We start from the raw sequence: 21,858 nt of genomic DNA, 5'->3' as shown, positions 1-21,858 counted from the left end.
CTCGGACTGTTTCGTCGAGAAGCTGAACAGGCGGCGCGAGGTATCGCTCATGAACGTCACGCCTCGCGCGCCTTATGGGTAGCGCTACAGTTCGATTACTTGCTTATTACAAAACGGTCATTCCCGCGCCTGAAGCATTTGGGTTAGAACTCGACTCAGCCGGCATCGCAATGATGATCGGTAGAGACCCGCCACGCCGGCAGCGGGCTTCGCTGGCAGTCTATCTGCCGACCTCAAACCAGAGGTCAACAGGAACACCAGTCAACCACTGAGGGCAATACCCAATGAGAAGACTCAAGCGTGATCCGATGGAACGAGCATTTCTACGCGGTTATCAGCACGGTTTACACGGCAAATCTAGAGATTTATGTCCTTTTTCCCATCCTGAAGTGCGTCAAGCCTGGATAAACGGCTGGCGGGAGGGTCGCGGCGATAACTGGGACGGCTTGACTGGCGCGGCCGGTATTCATCGATTAAACGAACTTCACGCAGTCGGCTGACACAATCACACCGACTTCAACTAGCACGCCCCACCCGGGCGGCGGGCTTGAAGCCCGGGGCTCCTAAGGGGAGCCCCACCGGGCAACTCTCTAACCACTCACGTCCTGTCGAGATTTCAGCGCAGCCACCGCATCGACCGCCTCGCGAATCAGCGCAGGCCCTTTGTAGATAAAGCCTGTATAGAGCTGCACCAGGCTTGCTCCTGCCTCGATTTTTTCAGCTGCGTGCCGCCCTTCGGTGATGCCGCCGACCGCAATGATCGGCAGGCGACCAACCAGGGTGTCTGCCAGTATCCGGACAGCCTGCGTGCTTTTCTCACGCACCGGTGCGCCAGACAGCCCACCGGCTTCGTCAGCATGCGCAAGCCCAGCGACACCCTCACGCCCCAACGTCGTATTGGTTGCAATGACCGCATCCATTCCGGACTGGAAAATCGCTTCGGCAACCAGCCTAGTCTCCTCTTCGGACATGTCCGGCGCGATCTTTATCGCCAGCGGTACACGCTTTCCGTGAAGCACGGCGAGTTCTTCACGGCGCTGCCCCAGTGCGTCAAGCAATTGCTTGAGGAAGTCACCGAACTGCAGGCTGCGCAAACCCGGCGTATTGGGCGAACTGACGTTCACCGTGACGTAGCTCGCCCGGTGATAAACCTTATCCAGGCACGCCAGGTAGTCATCCTGCGCTCGTTCGACCGGGGTATCGAAGTTCTTGCCGATGTTGATCCCCAGGATGCCCTTGAATTGAGCCGCATCGACCCGCTCCAGCAACGCATCAACGCCCTGGTTGTTGAAACCCATTCGATTAATGATCGCTTCGGCTTCGGGCAGTCGAAAAACACGCGGTTTCGGATTGCCTGGCTGCGGTCTCGGAGTCACGGTGCCTACCTCAACGAACCCGAACCCCAGTTGAGACATCCCGCGTATCGCCTCACCGTTCTTATCCAACCCTGCCGCTAGCCCTACCGGGTTGGGGAAATCCAGACCCATCACCCGAACTGGCAAACTAGCCGGAGCTTTGCTCAACATGGCATTGATGCCTAAACGTCCGCCCGCGCCGATAAGATCGAGGGACAGTTCATGGGACGTCTCAGGGGTGAACTTGAACAGCAGCTGGCGGGCCAGGTTATACATATGCAGCCTAGATCCTGGGGAGTGTGGCGCGGGATTATAGCAGGCGGAACCAGCTACAGCGTCCAAACGCAAAACCCCGAGCGGGGTCGGTCCCTAACAACTTCTAGTCGAGTCGTCGCAATTTGAGCAGCTTGCCCTCCGGAGCGAATACCATCTCAAATGAACCAAATACACCCGCATTAGTCAAAAAGGGTCGCAGATGATGTGCCGGCAAGCTAACGCTCGTTCCTTCCCGGCTCTTGATCAGGATACGATTGGCACGCCCCTGATAGACCGCCAACAGTTTTTCAGCAGGCAGTGCAATATCCAGCACGAGGCTTGGCATGGAGGCTCCTCATTGATCAGCACAGCGATTTTGCCACATAGGCGTGCGGCCAGTGCCCCTGCACTGACATCCGATCCGATAAACAAACAAAAGCTCGGCAAATACAGTGCGCGGCGTGATTGGCTCTGCCACACTTCGGCCGTTGCCCTTTGTGCTCATACACGATGATGAGCCTGACCGAGCCGGTGCCGCCCGTGACTTCCCGAATCGTCAGATTTGCTCAACGCCTTGGATTGACCGGCACCTCGCCGCGCCAGATTCTTGAGCACGCCAGCCAGCTCAGGTTGCCTTTCGCCCCGCTCCCGGAACCGCCGCCGAGTATCTTCTGGCACGACGGCCCCTGTCTCCAGCGATTCGTCGATCTACCCAGAAATGCGCTTTCCGGCCCGGTCCAGGAAGACAAGGCCAGAGCACATGCGGCTTTGACACGATTGGTACGCGAAGAACAGAGCTTCCATCCGGCACTCGATCTGCGTCAGGTCGATGGGCTCGGCGGACAAAGCTGCGATGGCGCAGCCTACTCCACCTTTGAAGCCCTAGCGGCTACCCCTGCCTGTCGCCAGTTGCGGGTGATCAGCTACAAGGACTTTGTGCGAACCCTCACTGCGGCACTGCCTGGCTTCAAGACACAGGCCCCAATAGAGCTTCGTCAAGCCAGTTGGCTCGGCGAACGCATCTACTGGAGCGGCGAGCATCATGCCGAGGCCTTTGCCTGTGCGATCGCTTACGCCCGGCTTCGAGGGCTCGAAGTGAATTTGCCCTGCGAACTCACTGATTACCGGCTCGATGCAGGCGGCCTGCAAGCTCTTGATGATGACTACCACGCAATCACAATGCCAGCACAAGCCTGGAGTAATCGGGAATTCATGGGGCTGTTGCTCGAAGCGAAAACCCCATATGCCCGCCTGACGCTTTTACGCAACGCCAACAATTCCGAACTCCTCCTGCTGGACAAGCGTCAACCCTCTGCCGACGCTCTGGGAGAAGGACTCAAGCTCGCCGGAGCCCCGGATCTGGTTCGCTACCTGCGTGACCTCCCTCAGATAACTCGCTTCCGCCTGGGCAACCGAACGGTGTAGATCACTGAACAGCCTGCCTGCCTGCCGGCGCAGGCTCAGGCTAATCTTCCCAAGCGCAACAAACAAAAACGCCGGTGCAAATGCACCGGCGTTTGGGTTTTCAGCGTCAGCTGCCAGAGGCCTGGCAGCTCGCACCTAGCGTCTTGCACTCTCCAATGCCAGATCCTGCAGTTCACGACCGGCTACTGCGTACATGGCGTAATCCACGCTGCTGGCGCTGCGCAACTCGACCAGCATCTTGCGCCAGCGTTCGACCTGATACTGCCGCTGCTCAAGCCACAGCTGAACGCGAGTATCGATGTCCTCGGGCGCCCCGCTCATCTGCAGCACCGATACGGTGATCGCACGCTGCTGTCCGTCCAGATCGTCACGGAAGCTTTCGCGCGCCAGCGCCTGCCAGTTGTTTTCCACCGGCAGGCTGGTGACCTGCTGCAGATACCACGGCAGCTCCAGCGCACCACCCACTGCGAAGTAGGCTGCCGCAACGTCAGCCGGGGGCTGTCCGGTTTCATCCGCCGCTTCAAGAATGGGCAGTAACGTATACAGGTGATTGGTGCCAGCCACCATTCGCGCCAATAGCTCAGGCACGCCCGCCTCGGTATACCGCTCGTAGCGCGCTTGCCACAGGTCTCGGGTGGCGCCTTGCAGCAAGGAATCGAGCTTCAGCCCGAGCGCCGCGACTCGAGGTCCGAAATGGGCTACATCGCGGGCAGCATCGAGCTCGCTGCGGCGGTTACGCAAGAACCAGCGCGTAGCCCGGCGCCCCAGCCGCATGAGTTCTTCCATGAGCGTCAATTGCAGCTCGGCCGGGACTTTGTAATCCAGCGCCTCAATCTGGCGGAACCAGTGCGGCAGATGGAAGATGTCCCGCACGATCACATACGCGCCTGCTACGTTCGCCGCACTCAATCCGGTCGCTTCATGCAGACGCTGAACGAAGGTGATGCCCATGTTGTTGATCAGATCGTTGGCGATCTGGGTACTGACAATCTCGCGCTTCAGACGATGCTGCAGCATCGCGCCGCGGTATTGCTCAGCCAACATCTGTGGGAACGCGCTTTCCATCTCCCGAGCCAGATAAGCATCGTCTGGTACCCGCGACTGCAGTAGCGCTTCCTTCAGGTGAATCTTGCTGTAGGAAATGAGCACAGACAGCTCTGCTCGGGTCAGTCCCTTGCCAAGGGATGCTCGGTCTGCCAGAACTTCGTCGCTCGGCAGGAACTCCAGCGCCCTATCCAGCAAGCCATCGGTTTCAAGCGCACTGATCAGCCGCTTGTATTCGGCGCCCCCTTCGCGAGCGCGATGCTCTGCCTGGGACAGCGCCTGGGTCTGTTTGTAGTTGTCGTGCAATACGAGCTCGGAAACCGCATCGGTCATTTCAAACAACAGCTGGTCACGCTGTTTGCTCGTCATGTCGCCAGCACTGACGATCTCGTTGAGCAGAATCTTGATGTTGACCTCATGGTCGGAGCAGTTCACGCCTCCGGCATTATCGATGAAGTCGGTATTCGCGGCACCGCCATGCAGGCAGTACTCCACGCGCCCCAGCTGAGTGATCCCCAGGTTGCCACCTTCACCGATGACCTTGGCGCGCAGCTCGTTTCCGTTGACCCGCAAGACGTCATTTGCCTTATCGCCGACATCCGCATGGGTCTCCGCTGTGCTCTTCACGTAGGTCCCGATACCGCCGTTCCACAGCAGATCGACCGGCGCCTTGAGCAACGCATGAATCAGTTCTGCAGGCGTGAGCTGTTCTGCCTCGATATCGAAGCGGGCCTTCATCTGCGGGGTGATGGCGATGCGCTTGGCCGACCGTGGAAACACGCCACCGCCTGCGGAGATAAGCGAAGGGTCGTAATCTGTCCAGGACGAGCGCGGCAGATCGAACAGACGCTTGCGCTCAAGGAAGCTACGCGCCGCATCCGGGTTCGGATCAATGAAGATGTGCAGATGATTGAATGCCGCGACCAGTTGAAGTGTCTCGGACATCAGCAAGCCATTGCCGAAGACGTCACCGGCCATATCACCAATGCCGATCACCGTGACAGGGTCACGCTGCACATCGATGCCACGTTCGCGGAAATGCCGCTGCACGGAAACCCAGGCACCTTTGGCCGTGATCCCCATCTTTTTATGGTCGTAACCGGCGGAACCGCCGGACGCAAAGGCATCACCCAACCAGAAGTCGTACTCGGCAGCGATACCGTTGGCGATGTCGGAGAAGGTCGCGGTGCCCTTGTCAGCCGCTACGACAAGATAGGGGTCATCCTCGTCATAGCGCAGCACGTTTGCAGGCGGCACCACGTTGCCATCCTTGAGGTTGTCTGTGATGTCCAGCAAGCCGCTGATGAAAATCCGGTAGCAGGCAATCCCCTCGGCCAACACGTCATCCCGGGAGCCGCTGGTGGGCAGGCGACGCGGCACGAAACCGCCCTTGGCGCCACCCGGCACGATAATGGCGTTTTTCACCTGCTGCGCTTTCACAAGGCCCAACACTTCGGTGCGGTAGTCCTCTTCGCGATCGGACCAGCGCAAGCCGCCGCGAGCCACCTTGCCACCGCGCAGATGGACGCCTTCGACCCGTGGCGAATACACGAAGATCTCGAACTTCGGCGCCGGGCGCGGCATCTCCGGAATCGCCCGCGGGTCAAGCTTGAAGCTGAAGTAGCCCTTGGGCTTTCCGCTCGCATCGGTCTGGTAGAAATTGGTCCGCAGCGTTGCTTTTATCAACGCCAGATAGCGACGCAGGATGCGGTCTTCATTAAGCACCGCGACATCGTCCAATGCCGCGACGATTGCCTGCTCCAGCCGCGCCTGTTTGTCAGCCAGATCATCTTCGCCAAGTTTGCGCGCCAGATAGAAGCGCATCTTGAACAGACGCACCAGCTCACGAGCGATCGTCGTATGGTTGAGCAAGGCGCTGGCGATGTAGCCAAGGTCGAAGCCCATGCGGATCTGTTTGAGGTAGCGGCCGTACGCTCGCAACAGCGCAACTTCGCGCCAGGTCAGGCCTGCGGTCAATACAAGCCGGTTGAAGGCATCGTTTTCCGCCTGGCCGTTGTGAATGGCGATGAACGCATCCTGCAGCGGCTCATTGATCTCCATCAGATTGATTTCGAGCCCTTCGGCGTAGGTGAACGCGAAATCATGAATCCAGTATTCGCGGCCGTCTTTGCGACGCAGATGGAACGGAAACTCGCCGAGCACACGCAGCCCGAGGTTTTCGAGAATCGGCAGCATGTCCGACAACGGCAGCGGCGTGTTCATGTGATAGAGCTTGCAATGCAGGCGATTTTCCACCGCCGTGATCGGCTGGTAGAAGCTCATGACCAGCGGGCGCTCTTCGCTCAGGCTGAGCACGTGCTGCATATCGACCGCTGCCGAATGCGGGGCGAAGCGCTCGCGATAACCGGCCGGGAAACCCTTCGGGAAGTCAGCCAGAATGCCGGTGCCCTGCCCTTCACCGAAGCGCTCGATGACCACACTGGTGTAATCGTCCTGCCAGGTCCGGCAAGCCTGAACGACTTCGTTCTCCAGCTGCACCGGATCGAACTGGACCTGCTTGTGCGGATCCAGGCGCAGCAGGAACTGCACGCGAATCAGCACGGACTCTGAGAAGTACGTAGAGAATTCGCAACCGCTGGCCTCCAGGCGATCGACCAGAACCTGCTGGATGCGTAAGCGTGTTTCGGTGGAGTAGCTGTCGCGAGGGACATAGGCCAGGCAATAGCAGAACCGGCCGTAGGGGTCGATACGCAGGAACAGGCGAAGCTTGTTGCGCTCCTGGATCTGCACAATGGCGATAGCGGTGCTGAACAGCTGGTCCAGGGTCATCTGGAACAGCTCATCGCGCGGCAGCACTTCCAGCACCTGGATCAGCTCCTTGGCCAGGTGAGCCGAATCATCGAACTGCGAGCGATCGACCACTTCCGCTACCTTGCTGCGGATGTAGGGAATCCGCCGAACACTCTGGGTATAGACCGACGAGGTGAACAGCCCGAGGAAGCGGCATTCGCGAGTGACCCGTCCCTCCTCGTCGAATTCCCGGATGGATACGAAGTCAGGATACGCCGGCCGATGCACCCGGCTCGGTGTTGCCGCCTTGGCGAAGGACAGCAGCAACGGCTCGCGCAGGTAACTCAGCGCTGTCGGCATGATCAGCTGATCATCCTCTTCAAGGCCAGTCCGCAGCGTGCGCGACAGGCCAAGGAGTGACGACTCGTCATAGAGGATGCGACCGCCATCGCCCTGATCGACGACCGTGAACTCTTCGTAACCGAGAAAGGTGAAATGATCGTCAGCCAGCCAGCGCATAAAGTCCATGCTCTCGGACAGTTGCGCCTCATCTGCAAGCTGCAGCGTGCCCAGGCGAGCATGATGCTCTTCGGCCTTGGCCTTCATGGCCGGGAAATCGGTGACGGCCAAGCGCACTTCCGCAAGCACGCCATGAAGGGACTGCTCCAGCTCACGCAAGGCAGCAGCACTGGCACAGCGATCGATCTCGACGAATATCAGAGACTCAGCGCCACTGCCCTCGCCGGAGCTACCCTTGGGGAGCAGTTCGATCAAGCTGCCATCGGTGTCACGGCGTACCTGCAACACGCTGTTCTGCAGGGTATGAATCGCGTAGCCGCGGCGGGTCAGTTCCATCCGCACAGAGTCAACGAGAAACGGCATATCCGGATGCAGTACCTCGACCACGCTGTGGGTCGACTGCCAGCCATGCTTTTCGTAATCAGGGTTGAAGACATGTACTTCCGGACTGCCCGGATCGAAACGCTCCAACAATCGCCAACTGGCCAGCGTGGAGCCTACCAGGTCGGTCATGCGTCGCTGGGTGAGTTCGGGAAGCGCGACGATACCGAAGAACTGCTCGGCGAAAAGTCCCACTTGTGGCAGAAGTTTTTCGTCGACATGCTGCGCCAACGCGACTTGCAGTTGTTGCTGGAAGTCGGCTTTGCTGGCAGCTGTAAAGAACGCCATTTTTTCGCTCCGTTCTGGCTTGGAATTCGACTAGGGCAGTCGCGGCACCTGACTGGTCACGCAACGTGTAAGTTCCACGTTAGTTCAGCAAAACAACGAGTGCTTAACGCGGCCTTACCTCTATCTGGCGTTACCAGTGGCTTAGTGGTCACATTTATCACGAGTACATCACCAACAATAGCGAGGTCAGCGCATCGAGCCCCGCAGAACCTCCGTCAACGTCACCGGCCTGCCCGTTTTACACAGCCAGACAAGGCTGCTTCCGGTCACGATGCATAAAAAACGGCGGGGTCCAAACTGCGAAGTTGCCGAGCCGCGCATAGCCTGTGCATTGGCAAATGAATTAAAGTCGTGGTCGTCGAGCACTCGCCCCGACACGCCCCTTCAAAAGAGCTCTGCGATGGATCACCGTGAAGCCATAGTCGCGCTGCGACAGTTTCTTTCTACCCAGATTCTCGGCCAGGAACGGCTGATAGAGCGGCTGCTGATTGCCTTGCTTGCCGATGGCCACCTGCTTGTCGAAGGCGCACCAGGTCTTGCCAAGACACGTGCAATCAAGGAGCTGGCAGGAGGGATCGAAGCGGAGTTCCACCGAATCCAGTTTACCCCCGACCTGTTGCCTGCCGACATCACGGGCACGGAGATTTACCGCCCGGAAACCGGCAGCTTCGTTTTTCAGCAGGGTCCGATCTTTCACAACCTGGTCCTGGCCGATGAAATCAACCGGGCTCCGGCGAAGGTGCAGTCAGCGCTGCTCGAAGCCATGGCCGAGCGGCAGGTCAGTGTTGGACGCAGCACTTATGATCTTTCACCGTTGTTCCTGGTGATGGCGACGCAGAACCCCATTGAGCAGGAAGGCACCTACCCACTGCCCGAAGCGCAGCTTGACCGCTTCCTGTTGCACGTCAGATTGGGTTTTCCAGACGCTTCGGTGGAGCGCCGAATCCTACAGCAAGCGCGCGGCGAGGCGATCAATGGCGAGACGCCAGCCGAACACCGGGTTTCTCAACAAGCGATCTTTGCGGCTCGCAAGGAAATTCTCGGCCTGTACATGGCCGACGCGGTCGAGGAATATCTGGTGCAGCTGGTCATGGCGACCCGAACCCCGGCCAAGTTCGATGCCGAGCTTGCTGGCTGGATTGCATACGGCTCCAGCCCTCGGGGCTCGATTTCGCTGGATCGCTGTGCCCGTGCCCATGCCTGGCTGGCGGGCCGGGATTTCGTCAGTCCGGAAGACATCCAGGCGGTATTCTTCGATGTCCTGCGCCATCGCCTGATCCTCTCGTTCGAGGCGGAAGCAGCCGGTATCGATCAAGACCGGGTGTTACAACGCATTCTCGACGTGGTTGCGGTGGCCTGATGCACCCCACGCGGTCCATCGATGACACGTCCGCCCAGAAGCCAGGCGACGGCATACGGGTGAGCCTTGCCGAGCTGATCGACATGCGTCATCGAGTCCGCGAAGTCCCGCTGTTCTCCAGTCCGCAACGGCGAAGCCAACTGGTCGGCCTGCATCACTCGAAGCTGCGGGGGCGTGGGGTGGACTTCGACCAAGTGCGCATCTACCAGGCGGGCGACGATGTTCGCACCATAGACTGGCGAGTGACAGCGCGCACCCAGGAACCCCACACGAAGCTGTTCCACGAGGAGCGAGAACGCCCCATCTACCTGCTCGCCGAGCAGAGTTCGCGCTTGTTCTTCGGCAGCGGGCGCGCATTCAAATCAGTGGTCGTCGCGCAGGCCGCAGCCCTGGTGGGCTGGGCTGCGCTGAGCCACAACGACCGTGTCGGTGGTCTTGTGTTCGGGCACGGTGAACAACACGAAATCAAACCCCGGCGCAGCAAGCAGAGCCTGTTGCAATTGCTTGACCGTCTGGCCCGCGCCAATGCCAGCCTTGAGGCCGACCAACCGCACGAACCGCACGCGTTAGGCCAGGCCCTCAGGCGCGCGCGCGAGGTACTTCGTCCAGGTAGCCTGGCGGTGATCCTCTGCGACGAGCGCGCACTGGACGATGCCGCCGAACAACAGCTGACCTTGCTAGCGCGTCATGTCGACCTGCTGCTGATTCCGGTGTGCGACCCGCTCGACCACGATCTACCCCCAGCGGGTCTGCTGCGTTTCGCGCAGCTGGGCGCACGGCTGGAGATGGACACTCATGACACAACGTTAAGGCAGCGCTATCGGCAGCAAGGCGAGGCCCGCAGCGCACGCTGGAAGCGCCTGGCAGAACGGCTTCGCCTCCCGTTCATGCCGCTGAACACCCAGCTGGAGCTGGTGGACCAGTTTCGCGAGCACCTCAGCGTGCAGCATCCTGGAGCACGGCGATGAATGCGCTCCCGCTGGAACCACTCATTGCGCCCGCACCGGTGAGCTGGTGGCCGCTGGCGCCTGGCTGGTGGTTTCTGGCTGCGCTGTTGCTAAGTCTCGTACTGCTGGTGCGATTGCGCCCTTGGCGGCGATGGAAAGGCAAAGCCATCGCACCTGCCGAGACAAGCCTGGACCCGCAACGGCAAACCGCACTGCAGGAACTCGCTCAGCTCTCCAAGCCCTATGGCGGCCAGCCCGCGAGTCATTGGCTGCAGCAGATAAACGCACTGCTCAAACGTCTGTGCCGGATTCGCTATCCAGATGACCATCCCCACACTCTAAGCGGACGCGCCTGGCTGGCGTTTCTGGATAATCGGTGCCCGGCCGCGGGCCTGACGCGCTGGATGGTGCTGGTCGAGGGCGCTTACCGAGCCGAGTGCCGGCTGGACGACAAGGCCATACAGGGCCTGGAGTCTTCCGTGCAGATCTGGATTCGCAAGCATGTTTGAGCTGGCTTGGCCGTGGGTCTGGCTACTACTTCCCCTGCCCTGGCTGTTGCGCTGGTTACTACCGGTATCGGAAAGCAGCGACGCTGCGTTGAAAGTCAGTTTTCTAGCCGAACTGGAGCATCTCGCCGGGCGCCGCGCCGCGATCGCCCTTCCCGCTTGGCGGCAACAGCTGCCTTATCTGTTCATCTGGTTGTTGTTGCTGTCCGCCGCTTCCAGACCGCAATGGCTCGGCGAACCACTGCCCATGCCAACCAACGGCCGCGATCTTCTGCTTGCGGTCGATGTGTCGGGATCCATGGAGTTTCCGGATATGCAGTGGAAGGGCGAAGAAATCAGTCGTCTGGAGCTGGTCAAGCATCTGGTGGGCGAGTTCATCGCCGAACGGCGCGGCGACCGCGTCGGCTTGATCCTGTTTGGCAGTAAAGCCTACCTACAAGCGCCGCTGACGTTTGACAGAGAAACCGTGCGAATCTGGCTCGATGAAGCGGTAATTGGTATTGCCGGCAGCAACACTGCTGTGGGTGACGCCATCGGCCTGGCGGTCAAGCGCCTGCGTGACCGGCCAGCCAAGAGTCGCGTGCTGGTCCTGATAACCGATGGTGCAAACAATGGAGGCGAAATCGAGCCGTTACAGGCCGCTCGCCTCGCTGCGGCCGCAGGCATCAAGGTGCATACCATTGGTATCGGTGCCGAAGCGGACGACAGCATGATTGCCCGCTTCGGCTTCAACCCCGGTGGCGATCTGGACGAGACGACCCTCCGCATGATTGCCTACGAAACAGGCGGCGAATATTTCCGCGTGCGCTCCAACGAAGAACTCAAAGCGGTGGGCACCACACTTGATAAGCTCGAGCCCGCAGCGCAACGACCCGCGCAGGCTCGGATGGCTACGGCGCTTTATCCCTGGCCGCTGGCTATCGCATTGCTGATCAGCTGGCTGATGGTGGCACGTAGCATCTGGCATCGATCTCCGCGTAGCTTCTTCCCTCGGAGCAGACCGTCGTGATCGACTGGATACCCCATCTGCTACGTCCGTTCTGGCTGCTGATGATGCCTTTGCCGATATGGTTGCTGTGGCATTTGTGGCGCCGACAGCGCCAAACCGGGCGTTGGCAACGCCTGTTGCCTGAAGCCTTTCATGCGGCACTGCTGACCAGAGGCAGGCTGCGCAATAGCAAGCTTCCGTGGATTCTGCTCGGCTGTGCCTGGCTACTGGCGAGTCTGGCGCTGCTTGGACCCAGCTGGCATAAGCTCGAGCAGCCCAGCATGTCTCGCGCGGATCCTCTGGTGATTCTGCTGGAAACGACGCCCGCCATGCTGGCGACAGACGTGCATCCGAGCCGGCTCGAGCAGGCCAAACGCAAGATTGTTGATCTGCTGCAGACCCGCGAAGACGCACAGACGGCTGTGGTGGTCTTCGCTGGCAGCGCCCACACGCTGGTGCCTCTGTCCAATGACATGGCCACCACACAGAACCTGCTGGGCGCGTTGAAGCCTGAGCTGATGCCCGAGCCTGGACATCGCGCCGACCTGGCAGTGGCGCATGGCATCGACCTTCTTCAACACGGCGCCAACGGCCACGGACGGCTACTGCTGATCGGCAGCAGCCTGGACGAAGCTGAGCGTCTGGCGATAGAGCGGCTGCTGAACGGCAGCGATAACAAGTTTCTTGTGCTGGGCATCGGGACCGAGCAGGGTGCCCCGATCCCCCGCGAGGACGGCAGCTTTCTCAAGGACGACAAGGGCGCCATCGTCATTCCTCGTTTGGACGATAATATCATGCGCCAGTTTGCGAGCCGCATCGGCGGGCGCTACCAACAGGCTCGCGTCGACGACATGGACTTGCGAACGCTTGGTTTGCTCGAACGCAGCGGCGACCTGGAGGCCCAGGAGAACACTACCCGTCTCGACACCTGGCTGGATCAGGGCTACTGGTTGCTTCTGCCGCTGCTCCTGCTTGCCGCCTGTGCCGGACGTCGGGGATGGCTTTTCTGCCTGCCGCTTTTCCTACTCGTACCCCCGCCAGCCAGCGCTTTCAGCATGGAGGACCTTTGGCGCCGGCCCGATCAACAGGGTATGCGTCTGCTGCAATCATCCCGCCCGGACGAAGCCGCCCAGCACTTCGAGGATCACCAGTGGCAAGGCTATGCTCGCTATCAGGCAGGCGACTTCGCGGGTGCGGCTGAACAATTCAGCAAAGGGGACTCTGCCGCTGATCATTACAACCGGGGCAATGCCCTGGCCCGCAATGACGAGCTTCAGGCGGCAATCGAAGCCTATGAGCAAGCCTTGGAGCTGGACCCCGACCTGGAGGTCGCTAGGCGTAACAAGGCGGCCGTCGAAGAAGCCCTGCGCCAGCTGCAAACCAGGGATGATCCACCACCAGCCGAGCCAACCCAGCAAGAACGAACTCCAGAAGACGAACCGGCCAAACAGGCACAGAGCAGCAAAGGCTCCGCCGCGGCGACAGAAAAGCCCAGCGAGACCCAGACCCAGTCTCCACCGAACGAAGGAGACGTAGCATCGAGCGAAACGCTGAATGAGTCGCCAGCCGAATCCCAGCCCGCTTCTGACGAACAGGCGTTGGCCCGTGCGCAGGAAGCCCCCTTCGATCCCGAACAGGACCAGGCGATGGAACAGTGGCTGCGCAAGATTCCCGACGACCCCGGCGAGCTGCTACGCAGGAAATTTCTCTATGAACAACACAAACGCCAGGAACTGACCCGATGAAGCGGTGGATGACATGGGTGTTGCTGTTCCTGCTTAGCGTGCAAGCACACGCTTCGACACTGACCGCTCGGGTCGATCGCACCCAGTTGAGCTTGGACGAAACGGTCGAGCTGACCTTGGAAACAGCCGACTCCACTGCGTTCGGCAAGCCAGACCTGCAGCCTCTCGCCAACCTGTTCAAGGTGTTCGGCACGCGCCAGATCAATCAGTTGTCGGGAGCGAACGGCGAAGCGCGCGCAATCACGCAATGGCAGGTCACGCTCCAACCGCTTCAGACGGGTTACGTCGTGATCCCTCCGCTGCAACTTGGCGATGCCCATAGTGACCCGATCACCTTGCATGTCACCGAACCGAGCATCAGCGACAGCGAGCTGCTCGCCCCAATCTTCATCGATGCCAGCCTCGACCAGGATGAGGTCTATGTTCAAGCGCAGGTCGTGCTGACCCTGCGTATCTATCATTCGGTCTCACTTTATGACGACAGCACCCTTTCGCCACTTCAAATGAGTGATGCGCTGGTGGAGCGGCTGGGTGAGCCGCGTACCTATGAGAAAGACATCAACGGCGTGCGCCATGGCGTTATCGAGATCCGCTATGCCGTGTTCCCACAGAAAAGCGGCCAGCTGACGATTCCGGCGCAGCTGTTCAGCGCCACCACCGTGGCACCCGCCACCGGTGATCGTTACGGGTCGCGGTTCGGGCGTTCGACCCAAGTCAAATCGCCCACGATTCCCCTGATTGTCAGACCCAAGCCGGCCGAGTATCCGGCCGACGCGCCCTGGCTGCCTGCCCGCAGCTTGACGATGGTCGAAGCGTGGAGTCCGGAACCCGCAGATGCTCTACTGGGTGAAGCCCTGACCCGCAGTGTGCTGCTGAAGGCTGACGGTTTGACCGGCACCCAGCTCCCCCCTGTCGAGTCGACGAAGGTGCCCGGCCTGCGCAGCTATCCCGATCAGCCAACCCTGACAAACGAAGTCACTGCCAATGGTGTCAGTGGCACTCGTGAGCAGCGCGAAGCCCTGGTAGCGACCCATACGGGGGATTTTGCGCTTCAACCGGTCGAACTGGTCTGGTGGAACACTGTAGAGGATCGCCTCGAACGAAGCGTACTGCCCGCACGCACCTTGGCGGTCGCCGAAAACCCGGACATCCAACTTCCAGCAATCGAAATGCAGGACGAGCCTGAGCAACGGGACGCAGCACGGTTGTGGCCCTGGCAGCTGAGCAGCGCGCTGCTGGCACTGACGACCGTTCTCGGGTTTGGCCTGTGGCTGCATGCCCGCAACCAACCAGCGGTAATTCGTACCGTGCAGGCCGGACCGACGCCTCGCAGTCTGCTTGAGGATCTCAAGCGAGCCTGCCTGGCCAACGACACCCAAACCACTCGCCATGCGCTTGATGCCTGGGCGCGCCAGCAGCCTGAAACACTGGCCGACATGGCGGCGCGTTTCCAGCCGTTGTCCGATGCACTTGATGGGTTGAACGGTGCGCTATACAGCGAGACCGGGCAGCGTTGGCAAGGCGAAGCCCTCTGGCAGGCTATCCAGAGTCTGCCGGCAAGCCAGTCGGGCGATACTGAGCAGGAATCCGGGGCGCTTCCGCCCCTATATCCACGCTGAACAACATGCCGCTGTCCTAGGCTTTCGCAGGATGCCTCGCCTGGGATGGCCCGGCCCCAGGCTCGCCATATCGTGTCCTTTGCTTGGCATGTGGCTTGCTAAACCTGGGTTAGGTTTCCCGGCATGCAGCGGTCCCTCACGATGGGGCGGTATGCAGCCCGCATGGCAAAGGCGCTCTTCAGCATGACCGATCTATCCTCCTCGCCCTGCCCCGATCCACGGGCCTGGGTTGCCGGAAGTGACGCGCCGGAAAAGCACGTCGTCAACCTCGGCTTCATGGCATTGACCGATGCTGCATCGCTGATTGTCGCGGCGACCCAGGGCTTCGCCCAGCCCTACGGCCTCACGCTCAAGCTCCAGCGCCAGAGTTCCTGGTCAAGCGTGAGGGACAAGTTGGTCGAAGGCGAGCTCGACGCCGCTCACGGTCTATATGGGTTGATCTATGCAATCCATCTCGGCATTGGCGGTAGCGCCCCGAAGGACATGGCGGTGCTCATGGGCCTGGCGCAAAACGGGCAGAGCATCAGCCTTTCAAGCGAGCTGAAGTCGGCTGGCGTGACCGATCCCGATGCGCTGAGCAATTGTGTGCGCCAAAGCGGTGCAAAGCTCACCCTCGCTCAGACCTTTCCCACCGGCACGCATGCGCTCTGGCTTTATTACTGGCTGGCGGCCAAAGGCATCCATCCGTTGCAGGATGTTCGCACGCTGGTAGTGCCGCCTTCTCAGATGGTTGCCCATTTGCGGGCGCGTCGCATCGATGGGTTTTGCGCGGGTGAGCCCTGGGGCGCGCAGGCCATCGAGGAAGAAATGGGCTTCACCATCGCGACCAGCCAATCCATCTGGGCTAATCACCCTGAGAAAGTGCTCGGCTGTACCCGTGAATTCGTCGACCAGTACCCCAACACAGCCCGAGCGTTGGTCATGACCATCCTCGAAGCCAGCCGCTTCATTGACGAGAGTGAGGAAAACCGCCGTAGCACGGCACAGCTGATCTCGGGGCGAGAGTATGTCGACGCGCCCGTTGCCGCCATCGAGCCGCGCTTCCTTGGTCGTTATGAAGATGGCCTTGGTCATGCCTGGCTGGACAAACACCCGCTGCGCTTCTTCGGCGACGGCGAAGTGAACATGCCCTATCACTCCGACGGCCTCTGGTTCATGACGCAGCTGCGCCGCTGGGGTCTGCTACGCGACGATCCGGATTACTTCGCCGTAGCGCAGCGCGTGCAGCAAACCAGCCTGTACCGCGACGCAGCGGCTACGTTAGGCATTCCAGTCCCCGCCTCGTCCATGCGCAGTGCGACGCTCATGGACGGCAGCCATTGGGACGGCAGCGATCCTGCCGGCTATGCACGAGGCTTTGCCTTACATGCCCTGGCGGACCCTTCGCCGCCTCGTAAGCCTTGAAAAGGGAGACAGCCATGCTCCGCGTGCTTCTTATCGACGATACGCCGCGCAAGGTCGGTCGCCTGCGCACTGCCCTGATCGAAGCCGGATTCGAGGTGATCGAAGAGTCCGGCCTGACGATCGATCTGCCCGAACGGGTCGAAGCCGTTCGCCCGGATGTGGTCCTGATCGATACCGATTCGCCCGGCCGCGACGTGATGGAGCAGGTGGTGATGGTCAGCCGCGACCAACCGCGACCTATCGTGATGTTCACTGACGACAGCAACCCCGATGCCATGCGGCACGCGATCCGTGCCGGTGTCAGCGCTTACATTGTGGAGGGCATACAGGCCCAGCGTTTGAAACCGATCCTCGACGTCGCCATGGCTCGTTTCGAGAGCGATCAGGCGATCCGCGCGCAGCTGCAGGCGCGCGATCAGCAACTGGCGGAACGCAAGCGCATCGAGTTGGCCAAGGGCATGCTGATGAAAATGCGCAGCTGCAACGAGGAAGAGGCTTACACCCTCATGCGCCGCCAGGCTATGAGCCGCCAGCAAAAACTTATTCAGGTCGCTGAGCAGATCATTGCCATGAACGATCTGCTGGGGCAATAGGCGGCCCCGACTCATGCAGTGATCACTGGCATGCCGCCGGCGAATGACTTCAGCGATTGCGCAGCCTGCTTGTCTGGGCCAAACGCCAATAGAGACGAAGTCGCCGCCCTACTGATCGTTCTAAGAACACGAGTGCATCTCGTACCCGTATACATGACAGGGCACCCGGACGCACGACATTGAGCAAGTGGGTCAGGATGGCACTGGGCGGTCTTACAGACTATCAACCCCTTGAATCATGCTTCGTCCCGCCATGTGGGCGCGTAGAATCACCGTCCGCATGGCGCCGACCTTCGGCACAACGCCCCGCACCAAGCCTTCAGCAATACGAGAACACCATGGCCCGCCTGACCCTCAAGTTCCCAGAAGACCAGTTCTGCTTTTCCACGCAGTTGACCGTTCGCATCACCGACATCAATGCTGGCAATCACCTGGCAAACGATTCGATGATCTCCATGATTTCCGAAGCCCGCGCACGCTTCCTGTTCGCCTACGGCATTGCCGAGACCAGCAAGGACGGCAGCGGCATTATCGTCACCGACCTGGCGACCACGTACAAAGCCGAGGCCCATGCGCGGGACGCCTTGCTGTTCGAAGTCGGCGTGATGGATTTCAACCCGTACGGTGGCGACATCATCTTTCGAATTACCCGTCCTGCCGATGCCACCTTGATCGCCATGGCCAAGTCCGGCTTTGTTTTCTACAACTATCAAGAGACCCGGGTGGTACGCATGCCAGCCGAGTTCGAGGCGAAATTTCCAAAGGTCAACCGCATCGCCTGATGCGCCCTACTTCGAAGCACCGCGCACCACGGATGCGCGCTTGCTGACTCCCTTCAGAACCCAGATCACGTTCGAGCCCGCCCATCCAGGCGCCCTTGGCTGTTGGCACAGCTTCTGCTTAGCGCAAGTCAGGTAGCCAAAGGCGGTTACTCACAGACATGACAAAGGCGTCGCGTTGCCCCCGTTGAGACTGACGGTGGTTCGCGGCGCCTTTTTCGTTTGGCCCCAACGCGCTGGGGCGGAGGCATTACCCGACGGCCAGCTGGCACGCCGGTACAACTTGTCTAATGAGGTGTTTGATGAATACGAGTTTCTGGAAAGCCGGCCACACGCCGACACTGTTCTCCGCCTTTCTCTACTTCGACCTGAGTTTCATGGTCTGGTATGTACTCGGCCCGATGGGCGTGCAGATTGCAGCTGACCTTGGCCTGACCACGCAGCAGCGTGCCTTCATGGTAGCGACGCCCATTCTTTCCGGGGCCGTTCTGCGACTGGTCCTAGGCATGCTCGCCGATCGCACTTCGCCGAAGACTGCCGGACTGTTCGGTCAGATAGTGGTGATCGCAGCCTTGTTCGTAGCCTGGCTGAATGGAGTTCACAGCTATGAGCAAGCCCTGCTGCTCGGGCTGTTCCTCGGCATGGCAGGCGCCTCCTTCGCCGTCGCCCTGCCGCTGGCCTCGCAGTGGTATCCGCCGCAGCATCAGGGCAAGGCCATGGGCATCGCCGGTGCGGGCAACTCAGGCACTGTGTTCGCGGCGCTGTTCGCTCCGGTGTTGGCCAGTATGTTCGGCTGGAGCAACGTGTTTGGCCTGGCTTTGATTCCCCTGGTGCTCACGCTGATCATCTTTGCCACGTTCGCCAAGAACGCGCCGAACCGCCCCGCGCCGAAATCCTTCGCCGATTACATGAAGGCATTGGGCGACCGCGACAGCTGGTGGTTCATGTTTTTCTACAGCGTCACCTTTGGCGGCTTTCTCGGCCTGGCCAGTACCCTGCCCGGCTACTTTCACGACCAGTACGCCTTCGATCCGGTCAAGGCCGGCTACTACACCGCCGCTTGCGTATTTGCTGGCAGCCTGCTGCGCCCGCTCGGCGGCGCGCTGGCCGACCGGATTGGTGGAATCCGCTCGCTGCTGATCATGTACACGATTGCCGCCGCCTGCCTGTTCGTCGTCGGGTTCAACCTGCCGAGTTCGACGGCTGCGCTGGCGCTGTTCGTGGTCGCTATGCTCAGCCTCGGCGCCGGCAACGGTGCGGTATTTCAATTGGTGCCGCAGCGCTTCAACAAGGAGATCGGTGTGATGACCGGGCTGGTCGGAATGGCGGGCGGCATCGGTGGCTTTCTGCTGACCGCCGGGCTGGGCGCGGTCAAACAAGCGACCGGTGATTACCAAATGGGGCTCTGGCTGTTCGCGAGCCTGGGGGCGCTGGCGTGGTTTGGCCTTTATGGTGTGAAGCGTCGCTGGAGAACCACCTGGGGCTCTGCGGCGATGACCGCCGCGCGGGTCTAGGTTTCACTGGGCGACTGAAAGGCAGGCTTACCGGGCCTGCCTCGTCATTTCACGCCACTCCACTTCGCGCCCTTCCGAGAGATCCTTGATGCCCTTGCAGTTGTCATTCGGCGAAGCCACCGCCACCGGTCCTCGTGAAGAAAACCAGGACGCGCTGCGCATCGTCACACCGACACCCGGCCTCGCCGCGAGCAAAGGAGCATTATTCGCCATCGCAGATGGCGTCAGCCAATGTGCGGACGGCGGACTCGCAGCACGCGCGACACTGCAGGCGCTGGCGACCGATTACTACGCCACGCCAGAAACCTGGAGCGTCACGCAATCGTTGGACCGGTTGCTAGTCGCCCACAATCGCTGGCTGCAAGCCAATGGCGGCGGTCAACCCCTGCTGACCACCCTGACGGCGCTGGTACTGCGCGGTCGGCGCTTCACCCTCGCTCATGTCGGCGACTGCCGCGCCTACCGCTGGCATGACGGCGAATTCCAGCGGCTGAGCGAGGACCACGTGTGGGAGCAGCCGAACATGCAGCACGTGCTCAAGCGTGCCATGGGATTGGACCAACACCTGGTGGTGGATTATCTCGACGGAGAGCTAAGACTCGGTGAAAGCTTTGTCCTGCTCAGCGACGGCGTCTGGGCCAGCATTACCGAGGGCGATATCCAAAACATTTTGCGAGCCGAGCCGGATCTCGCGCGCGCCGCCAATGCGCTGGTCCATCTTGCACACCAGACTGGCGGCCAGGATAACGCCAGCGCGCTGCTGCTGCGGGTCGACGAATTGCCGGAAGCGGCGCTGGCCGACTCACTTGCTCAACTGCCAGACTGGCCGCTGCCTCCAAGGCTGCGACCGGACCAGCTTTTTGAAGGGTGGGCGATCAAGGCATTGTTGGCCGAGTCGCGACAATCGCTGGTGTACCGAGTAGCTGATAAGCAGGGTCAACCCTGGATATTGAAGACGCTCCCACCCAGCCGCGATAACGAACCGCACGCGGGACCCGCACTGCTCCAGGAGGAATGGTTTCTGCGTCGGGTTGCCGGTCGGCACTTCCCTGAGACGCATGCTTTGCCGCAGCGCCAGCACCTGTACTACGTGCAGCGTGAACACAGCGGCCAGACGCTCGCCCAGTACCTTGATCGCCAGGGACCAATGCCGCTGCCGGATTGGCTACAGCTGGCTCCGCGTCTGATACGCGCGCTGGGCATGCTGCACCGGCGCAACATCCTGCACCGCGATATAAAGCCGGAGAACCTGCACATGGGCGAAGACGGCGAACTGCGCGTGCTCGATTTCGGCCTGGCCTACTGTCCGGGTCTGTCCCAAGACGTACCGCATAGCCTGCCGGGCACGCCGAGCTATATCGCTCCGGAAGCATTCGCCGGCGCAGCGCCAAGTCGGGAACAGGATCTGTACGCCGCAGGCGTCACACTTTACTACGTGCTCACCGGCCACTACCCCTATGGTGAAGTCGAGGCATTTCAGCGGCCGCGTTTCGGCATACCCGTTCCAGCCAGTCGCTATCGCCCCGACCTCCCCCAGTGGCTGGATGAAATGCTCAAACGCGCCGTTGCGGCCGATCCCAAGCAGCGCTACGAAACGGCTGAAGAATGGCTCCTGACGCTCGAACAAGGTGAGCGCGTGCCAAACAACGTGGCCAAGCTGCCACTGCTGGAACGCGAGCCATTGAAGGTCTGGCGCGCCCTCGCACTGGTGTCGATGCTGCTGAATCTGGCCTTGCTGGTGTGGCTCGCCAAAGGAAGTTAGCCGATCGCCTCGTGATCAGATGGACGCGCGCCGGACGATCAAACCTTGCCGCGCCACACGCGTCAGTTGCCGCACGCACTCTTCCAGACGTTCCGCGCTTGGCGCCTGGATCACGGCCAGGTCGAAACTGTTGGTTGAGAAATGCGCCAACGATTCATCGGCACCGGTGAACTGAACGAGAAAAGCGCGCGGCTTGCCCCAGCGCGCCGGCCAGCCATCCAAGTAGCGCAACAACGAGGGTTGGTGGCTACCGCCCAGAAGAATTTTCGGGTTGCTTTGGACCAGCCCGCTGGTGATCGGGGCCAAGCGTAGAGGAGCATGTTGCAGTGCAGTCATTGGGAGAAGTCCCGCCTCAAGAATTCCGCTGGGCAGCGGTGGGAGGCGACACCGAACCAGCGCTTTAGCGGTATTTCGAAGCCTTGGCTCCAGGCGCCCCGCAAGTAGCTGACTAAATCGGCGCATGGACGAAACAATAGAAAAGCGACCCGGCCGCTGTCAACGGTCATTTTTTACCATGTCCTGGCGCCTGCCTGCACCAGTGCTGCGCAGAGCGATTCATCAGGGTGCGATAAACCTCGAAAGCCTCCTTACCTAACTGCCTCCAACCGCTGTGAACACGCTAA

At 60.7% G+C, this 21,858-nt stretch carries 17 protein-coding genes; 13 read left to right on the top strand and 4 right to left on the bottom strand.

Annotated features, from left to right (window positions below; genetic code table 11):
• The first annotated feature begins 284 nt into the window (after nucleotides 1-284).
• The gene (gene rmf / locus JQR87_RS08030; protein ID WP_407291076.1) at nucleotides 285-500 is read left to right on the top strand and encodes a ribosome modulation factor; all 216 of its coding nucleotides are present in this window, start codon (nucleotides 285-287) and stop codon (nucleotides 498-500) included.
• 90 nt (nucleotides 501-590) lie between these two features.
• Here the strand turns inward: rmf and JQR87_RS08025 are convergent, their stop codons facing one another.
• Both JQR87_RS08025 and JQR87_RS08020 read right to left on the bottom strand, forming a co-directional pair.
• A complete protein-coding gene (locus tag JQR87_RS08025) occupies nucleotides 591-1,631 on the bottom strand; it encodes a quinone-dependent dihydroorotate dehydrogenase (protein ID WP_407291078.1) in 1,041 nt (346 codons plus the stop codon).
• A gap of 103 nt (nucleotides 1,632-1,734) precedes the next feature.
• Nucleotides 1,735-1,956, bottom strand: a complete 222-nt coding sequence (locus JQR87_RS08020; RefSeq protein WP_407291080.1) for a DUF2835 domain-containing protein — start codon at nucleotides 1,954-1,956, stop codon at nucleotides 1,735-1,737.
• A gap of 164 nt (nucleotides 1,957-2,120) precedes the next feature.
• Between JQR87_RS08020 and JQR87_RS08015 the strand changes: the two genes are divergently transcribed.
• Complete coding sequence (locus tag JQR87_RS08015; protein WP_407291082.1) at nucleotides 2,121-3,035, top strand: DUF6685 family protein; 915 nt, start codon at nucleotides 2,121-2,123, stop codon at nucleotides 3,033-3,035.
• A 135-nt stretch (nucleotides 3,036-3,170) separates the two neighbouring features.
• Here JQR87_RS08015 and JQR87_RS08010 read toward each other — a convergent pair whose 3' ends face one another.
• Nucleotides 3,171-8,018: an NAD-glutamate dehydrogenase gene (locus JQR87_RS08010; RefSeq protein ID WP_407291083.1), complete on the bottom strand. Its 4,848-nt coding sequence runs from the start codon at nucleotides 8,016-8,018 to the stop codon at nucleotides 3,171-3,173.
• 400 nt (nucleotides 8,019-8,418) lie between these two features.
• Here JQR87_RS08010 and JQR87_RS08005 point away from each other — a divergent pair, with 400 nt between their 5' ends.
• The 11 genes from JQR87_RS08005 to JQR87_RS07955 all read left to right on the top strand — a co-directional run bounded on the left by JQR87_RS08005 (nucleotide 8,419) and on the right by JQR87_RS07955 (nucleotide 21,235).
• Nucleotides 8,419-9,378, top strand: coding sequence for an AAA family ATPase (locus JQR87_RS08005; protein WP_407291084.1), 960 nt, complete (start codon nucleotides 8,419-8,421; stop codon nucleotides 9,376-9,378).
• On the top strand, nucleotides 9,378-10,346 hold the full coding sequence (locus tag JQR87_RS08000) for a DUF58 domain-containing protein (protein ID WP_407291085.1): 969 nt from the start codon (nucleotides 9,378-9,380) through the stop codon (nucleotides 10,344-10,346). Before JQR87_RS08005 ends, JQR87_RS08000 begins: the two co-directional genes overlap by 1 nt.
• Nucleotides 10,343-10,834 carry a DUF4381 domain-containing protein gene (locus JQR87_RS07995; protein WP_407291087.1) on the top strand — a complete coding sequence of 164 codons (492 nt, stop codon included), beginning with the start codon at nucleotides 10,343-10,345 and terminating at the stop codon, nucleotides 10,832-10,834. The genes JQR87_RS08000 and JQR87_RS07995 overlap by 4 nt, the downstream gene beginning before the upstream one ends.
• A complete protein-coding gene (locus JQR87_RS07990) occupies nucleotides 10,827-11,840 on the top strand; it encodes a VWA domain-containing protein (protein WP_407291089.1) in 1,014 nt (337 codons plus the stop codon). The genes JQR87_RS07995 and JQR87_RS07990 overlap by 8 nt, the downstream gene beginning before the upstream one ends.
• Nucleotides 11,837-13,564 carry a VWA domain-containing protein gene (locus JQR87_RS07985; protein ID WP_407291090.1) on the top strand — a complete coding sequence of 576 codons (1,728 nt, stop codon included), beginning with the start codon at nucleotides 11,837-11,839 and terminating at the stop codon, nucleotides 13,562-13,564. Before JQR87_RS07990 ends, JQR87_RS07985 begins: the two co-directional genes overlap by 4 nt.
• Nucleotides 13,561-15,183 (top strand): BatD family protein, encoded by a 1,623-nt coding sequence (locus JQR87_RS07980; RefSeq protein WP_407291092.1) that lies wholly within the window; start codon nucleotides 13,561-13,563, stop codon nucleotides 15,181-15,183. Before JQR87_RS07985 ends, JQR87_RS07980 begins: the two co-directional genes overlap by 4 nt.
• 183 nt (nucleotides 15,184-15,366) lie before the next feature.
• Nucleotides 15,367-16,587, top strand: a complete 1,221-nt coding sequence (locus JQR87_RS07975; RefSeq protein ID WP_407291094.1) for an ABC transporter substrate-binding protein — start codon at nucleotides 15,367-15,369, stop codon at nucleotides 16,585-16,587.
• Nucleotides 16,588-16,601: 14 nt separating this feature from the next.
• Complete coding sequence (locus JQR87_RS07970; RefSeq protein ID WP_407291095.1) at nucleotides 16,602-17,180, top strand: ANTAR domain-containing response regulator; 579 nt, start codon at nucleotides 16,602-16,604, stop codon at nucleotides 17,178-17,180.
• A 338-nt stretch (nucleotides 17,181-17,518) separates the two neighbouring features.
• Complete coding sequence (locus JQR87_RS07965) at nucleotides 17,519-17,962, top strand: thioesterase family protein (protein WP_407291096.1); 444 nt, start codon at nucleotides 17,519-17,521, stop codon at nucleotides 17,960-17,962.
• Between the two features lie 299 nt (nucleotides 17,963-18,261).
• Nucleotides 18,262-19,473, top strand: coding sequence for a nitrate/nitrite transporter (locus tag JQR87_RS07960; protein WP_407291098.1), 1,212 nt, complete (start codon nucleotides 18,262-18,264; stop codon nucleotides 19,471-19,473).
• A gap of 88 nt (nucleotides 19,474-19,561) precedes the next feature.
• Nucleotides 19,562-21,235 carry a protein kinase domain-containing protein gene (locus JQR87_RS07955; protein WP_407291099.1) on the top strand — a complete coding sequence of 558 codons (1,674 nt, stop codon included), beginning with the start codon at nucleotides 19,562-19,564 and terminating at the stop codon, nucleotides 21,233-21,235.
• A 15-nt stretch (nucleotides 21,236-21,250) separates the two neighbouring features.
• On the opposite strand, the gene JQR87_RS07950 is transcribed toward JQR87_RS07955, so the two are convergent.
• Complete coding sequence (locus tag JQR87_RS07950) at nucleotides 21,251-21,571, bottom strand: class I SAM-dependent methyltransferase (RefSeq protein ID WP_407291100.1); 321 nt, start codon at nucleotides 21,569-21,571, stop codon at nucleotides 21,251-21,253.
• Nucleotides 21,572-21,858: the final 287 nt, after the last annotated feature.

Source organism: Stutzerimonas stutzeri (genome assembly GCF_051028275.1).
Taxonomy (GTDB): Bacteria; Pseudomonadota; Gammaproteobacteria; order Pseudomonadales; family Pseudomonadaceae; genus Stutzerimonas; species Stutzerimonas stutzeri_AS.
Note: the sequence above shows the minus strand (reverse complement) of the source record. Positions and strands in the feature narration are given on the sequence as shown.

Bases quoted from the DNA above. Each gene is read 5' to 3' on its own strand.
- rmf (WP_407291076.1), top strand. From the start codon at position 285: ATGAGAAGACTCAAGCGTGATCCGATGGAACGAGCATTTCTACGCGGT.
- JQR87_RS08025 (WP_407291078.1), bottom strand. From the start codon at position 1,631: ATGTATAACCTGGCCCGCCAGCTGCTGTTCAAGTTCACCCCTGAGACG.
- JQR87_RS08020 (WP_407291080.1), bottom strand. From the start codon at position 1,956: ATGCCAAGCCTCGTGCTGGATATTGCACTGCCTGCTGAAAAACTGTTG.
- JQR87_RS08015 (WP_407291082.1), top strand. From the start codon at position 2,121: ATGATGAGCCTGACCGAGCCGGTGCCGCCCGTGACTTCCCGAATCGTC.
- JQR87_RS08010 (WP_407291083.1), bottom strand. From the start codon at position 8,018: ATGGCGTTCTTTACAGCTGCCAGCAAAGCCGACTTCCAGCAACAACTG.
- JQR87_RS08005 (WP_407291084.1), top strand. From the start codon at position 8,419: ATGGATCACCGTGAAGCCATAGTCGCGCTGCGACAGTTTCTTTCTACC.
- JQR87_RS08000 (WP_407291085.1), top strand. From the start codon at position 9,378: ATGCACCCCACGCGGTCCATCGATGACACGTCCGCCCAGAAGCCAGGC.
- JQR87_RS07995 (WP_407291087.1), top strand. From the start codon at position 10,343: ATGAATGCGCTCCCGCTGGAACCACTCATTGCGCCCGCACCGGTGAGC.
- JQR87_RS07990 (WP_407291089.1), top strand. From the start codon at position 10,827: ATGTTTGAGCTGGCTTGGCCGTGGGTCTGGCTACTACTTCCCCTGCCC.
- JQR87_RS07980 (WP_407291092.1), top strand. From the start codon at position 13,561: ATGAAGCGGTGGATGACATGGGTGTTGCTGTTCCTGCTTAGCGTGCAA.
- JQR87_RS07975 (WP_407291094.1), top strand. From the start codon at position 15,367: ATGACCGATCTATCCTCCTCGCCCTGCCCCGATCCACGGGCCTGGGTT.
- JQR87_RS07970 (WP_407291095.1), top strand. From the start codon at position 16,602: ATGCTCCGCGTGCTTCTTATCGACGATACGCCGCGCAAGGTCGGTCGC.
- JQR87_RS07965 (WP_407291096.1), top strand. From the start codon at position 17,519: ATGGCCCGCCTGACCCTCAAGTTCCCAGAAGACCAGTTCTGCTTTTCC.
- JQR87_RS07960 (WP_407291098.1), top strand. From the start codon at position 18,262: ATGAATACGAGTTTCTGGAAAGCCGGCCACACGCCGACACTGTTCTCC.
- JQR87_RS07955 (WP_407291099.1), top strand. From the start codon at position 19,562: ATGCCCTTGCAGTTGTCATTCGGCGAAGCCACCGCCACCGGTCCTCGT.
- JQR87_RS07950 (WP_407291100.1), bottom strand. From the start codon at position 21,571: ATGACTGCACTGCAACATGCTCCTCTACGCTTGGCCCCGATCACCAGC.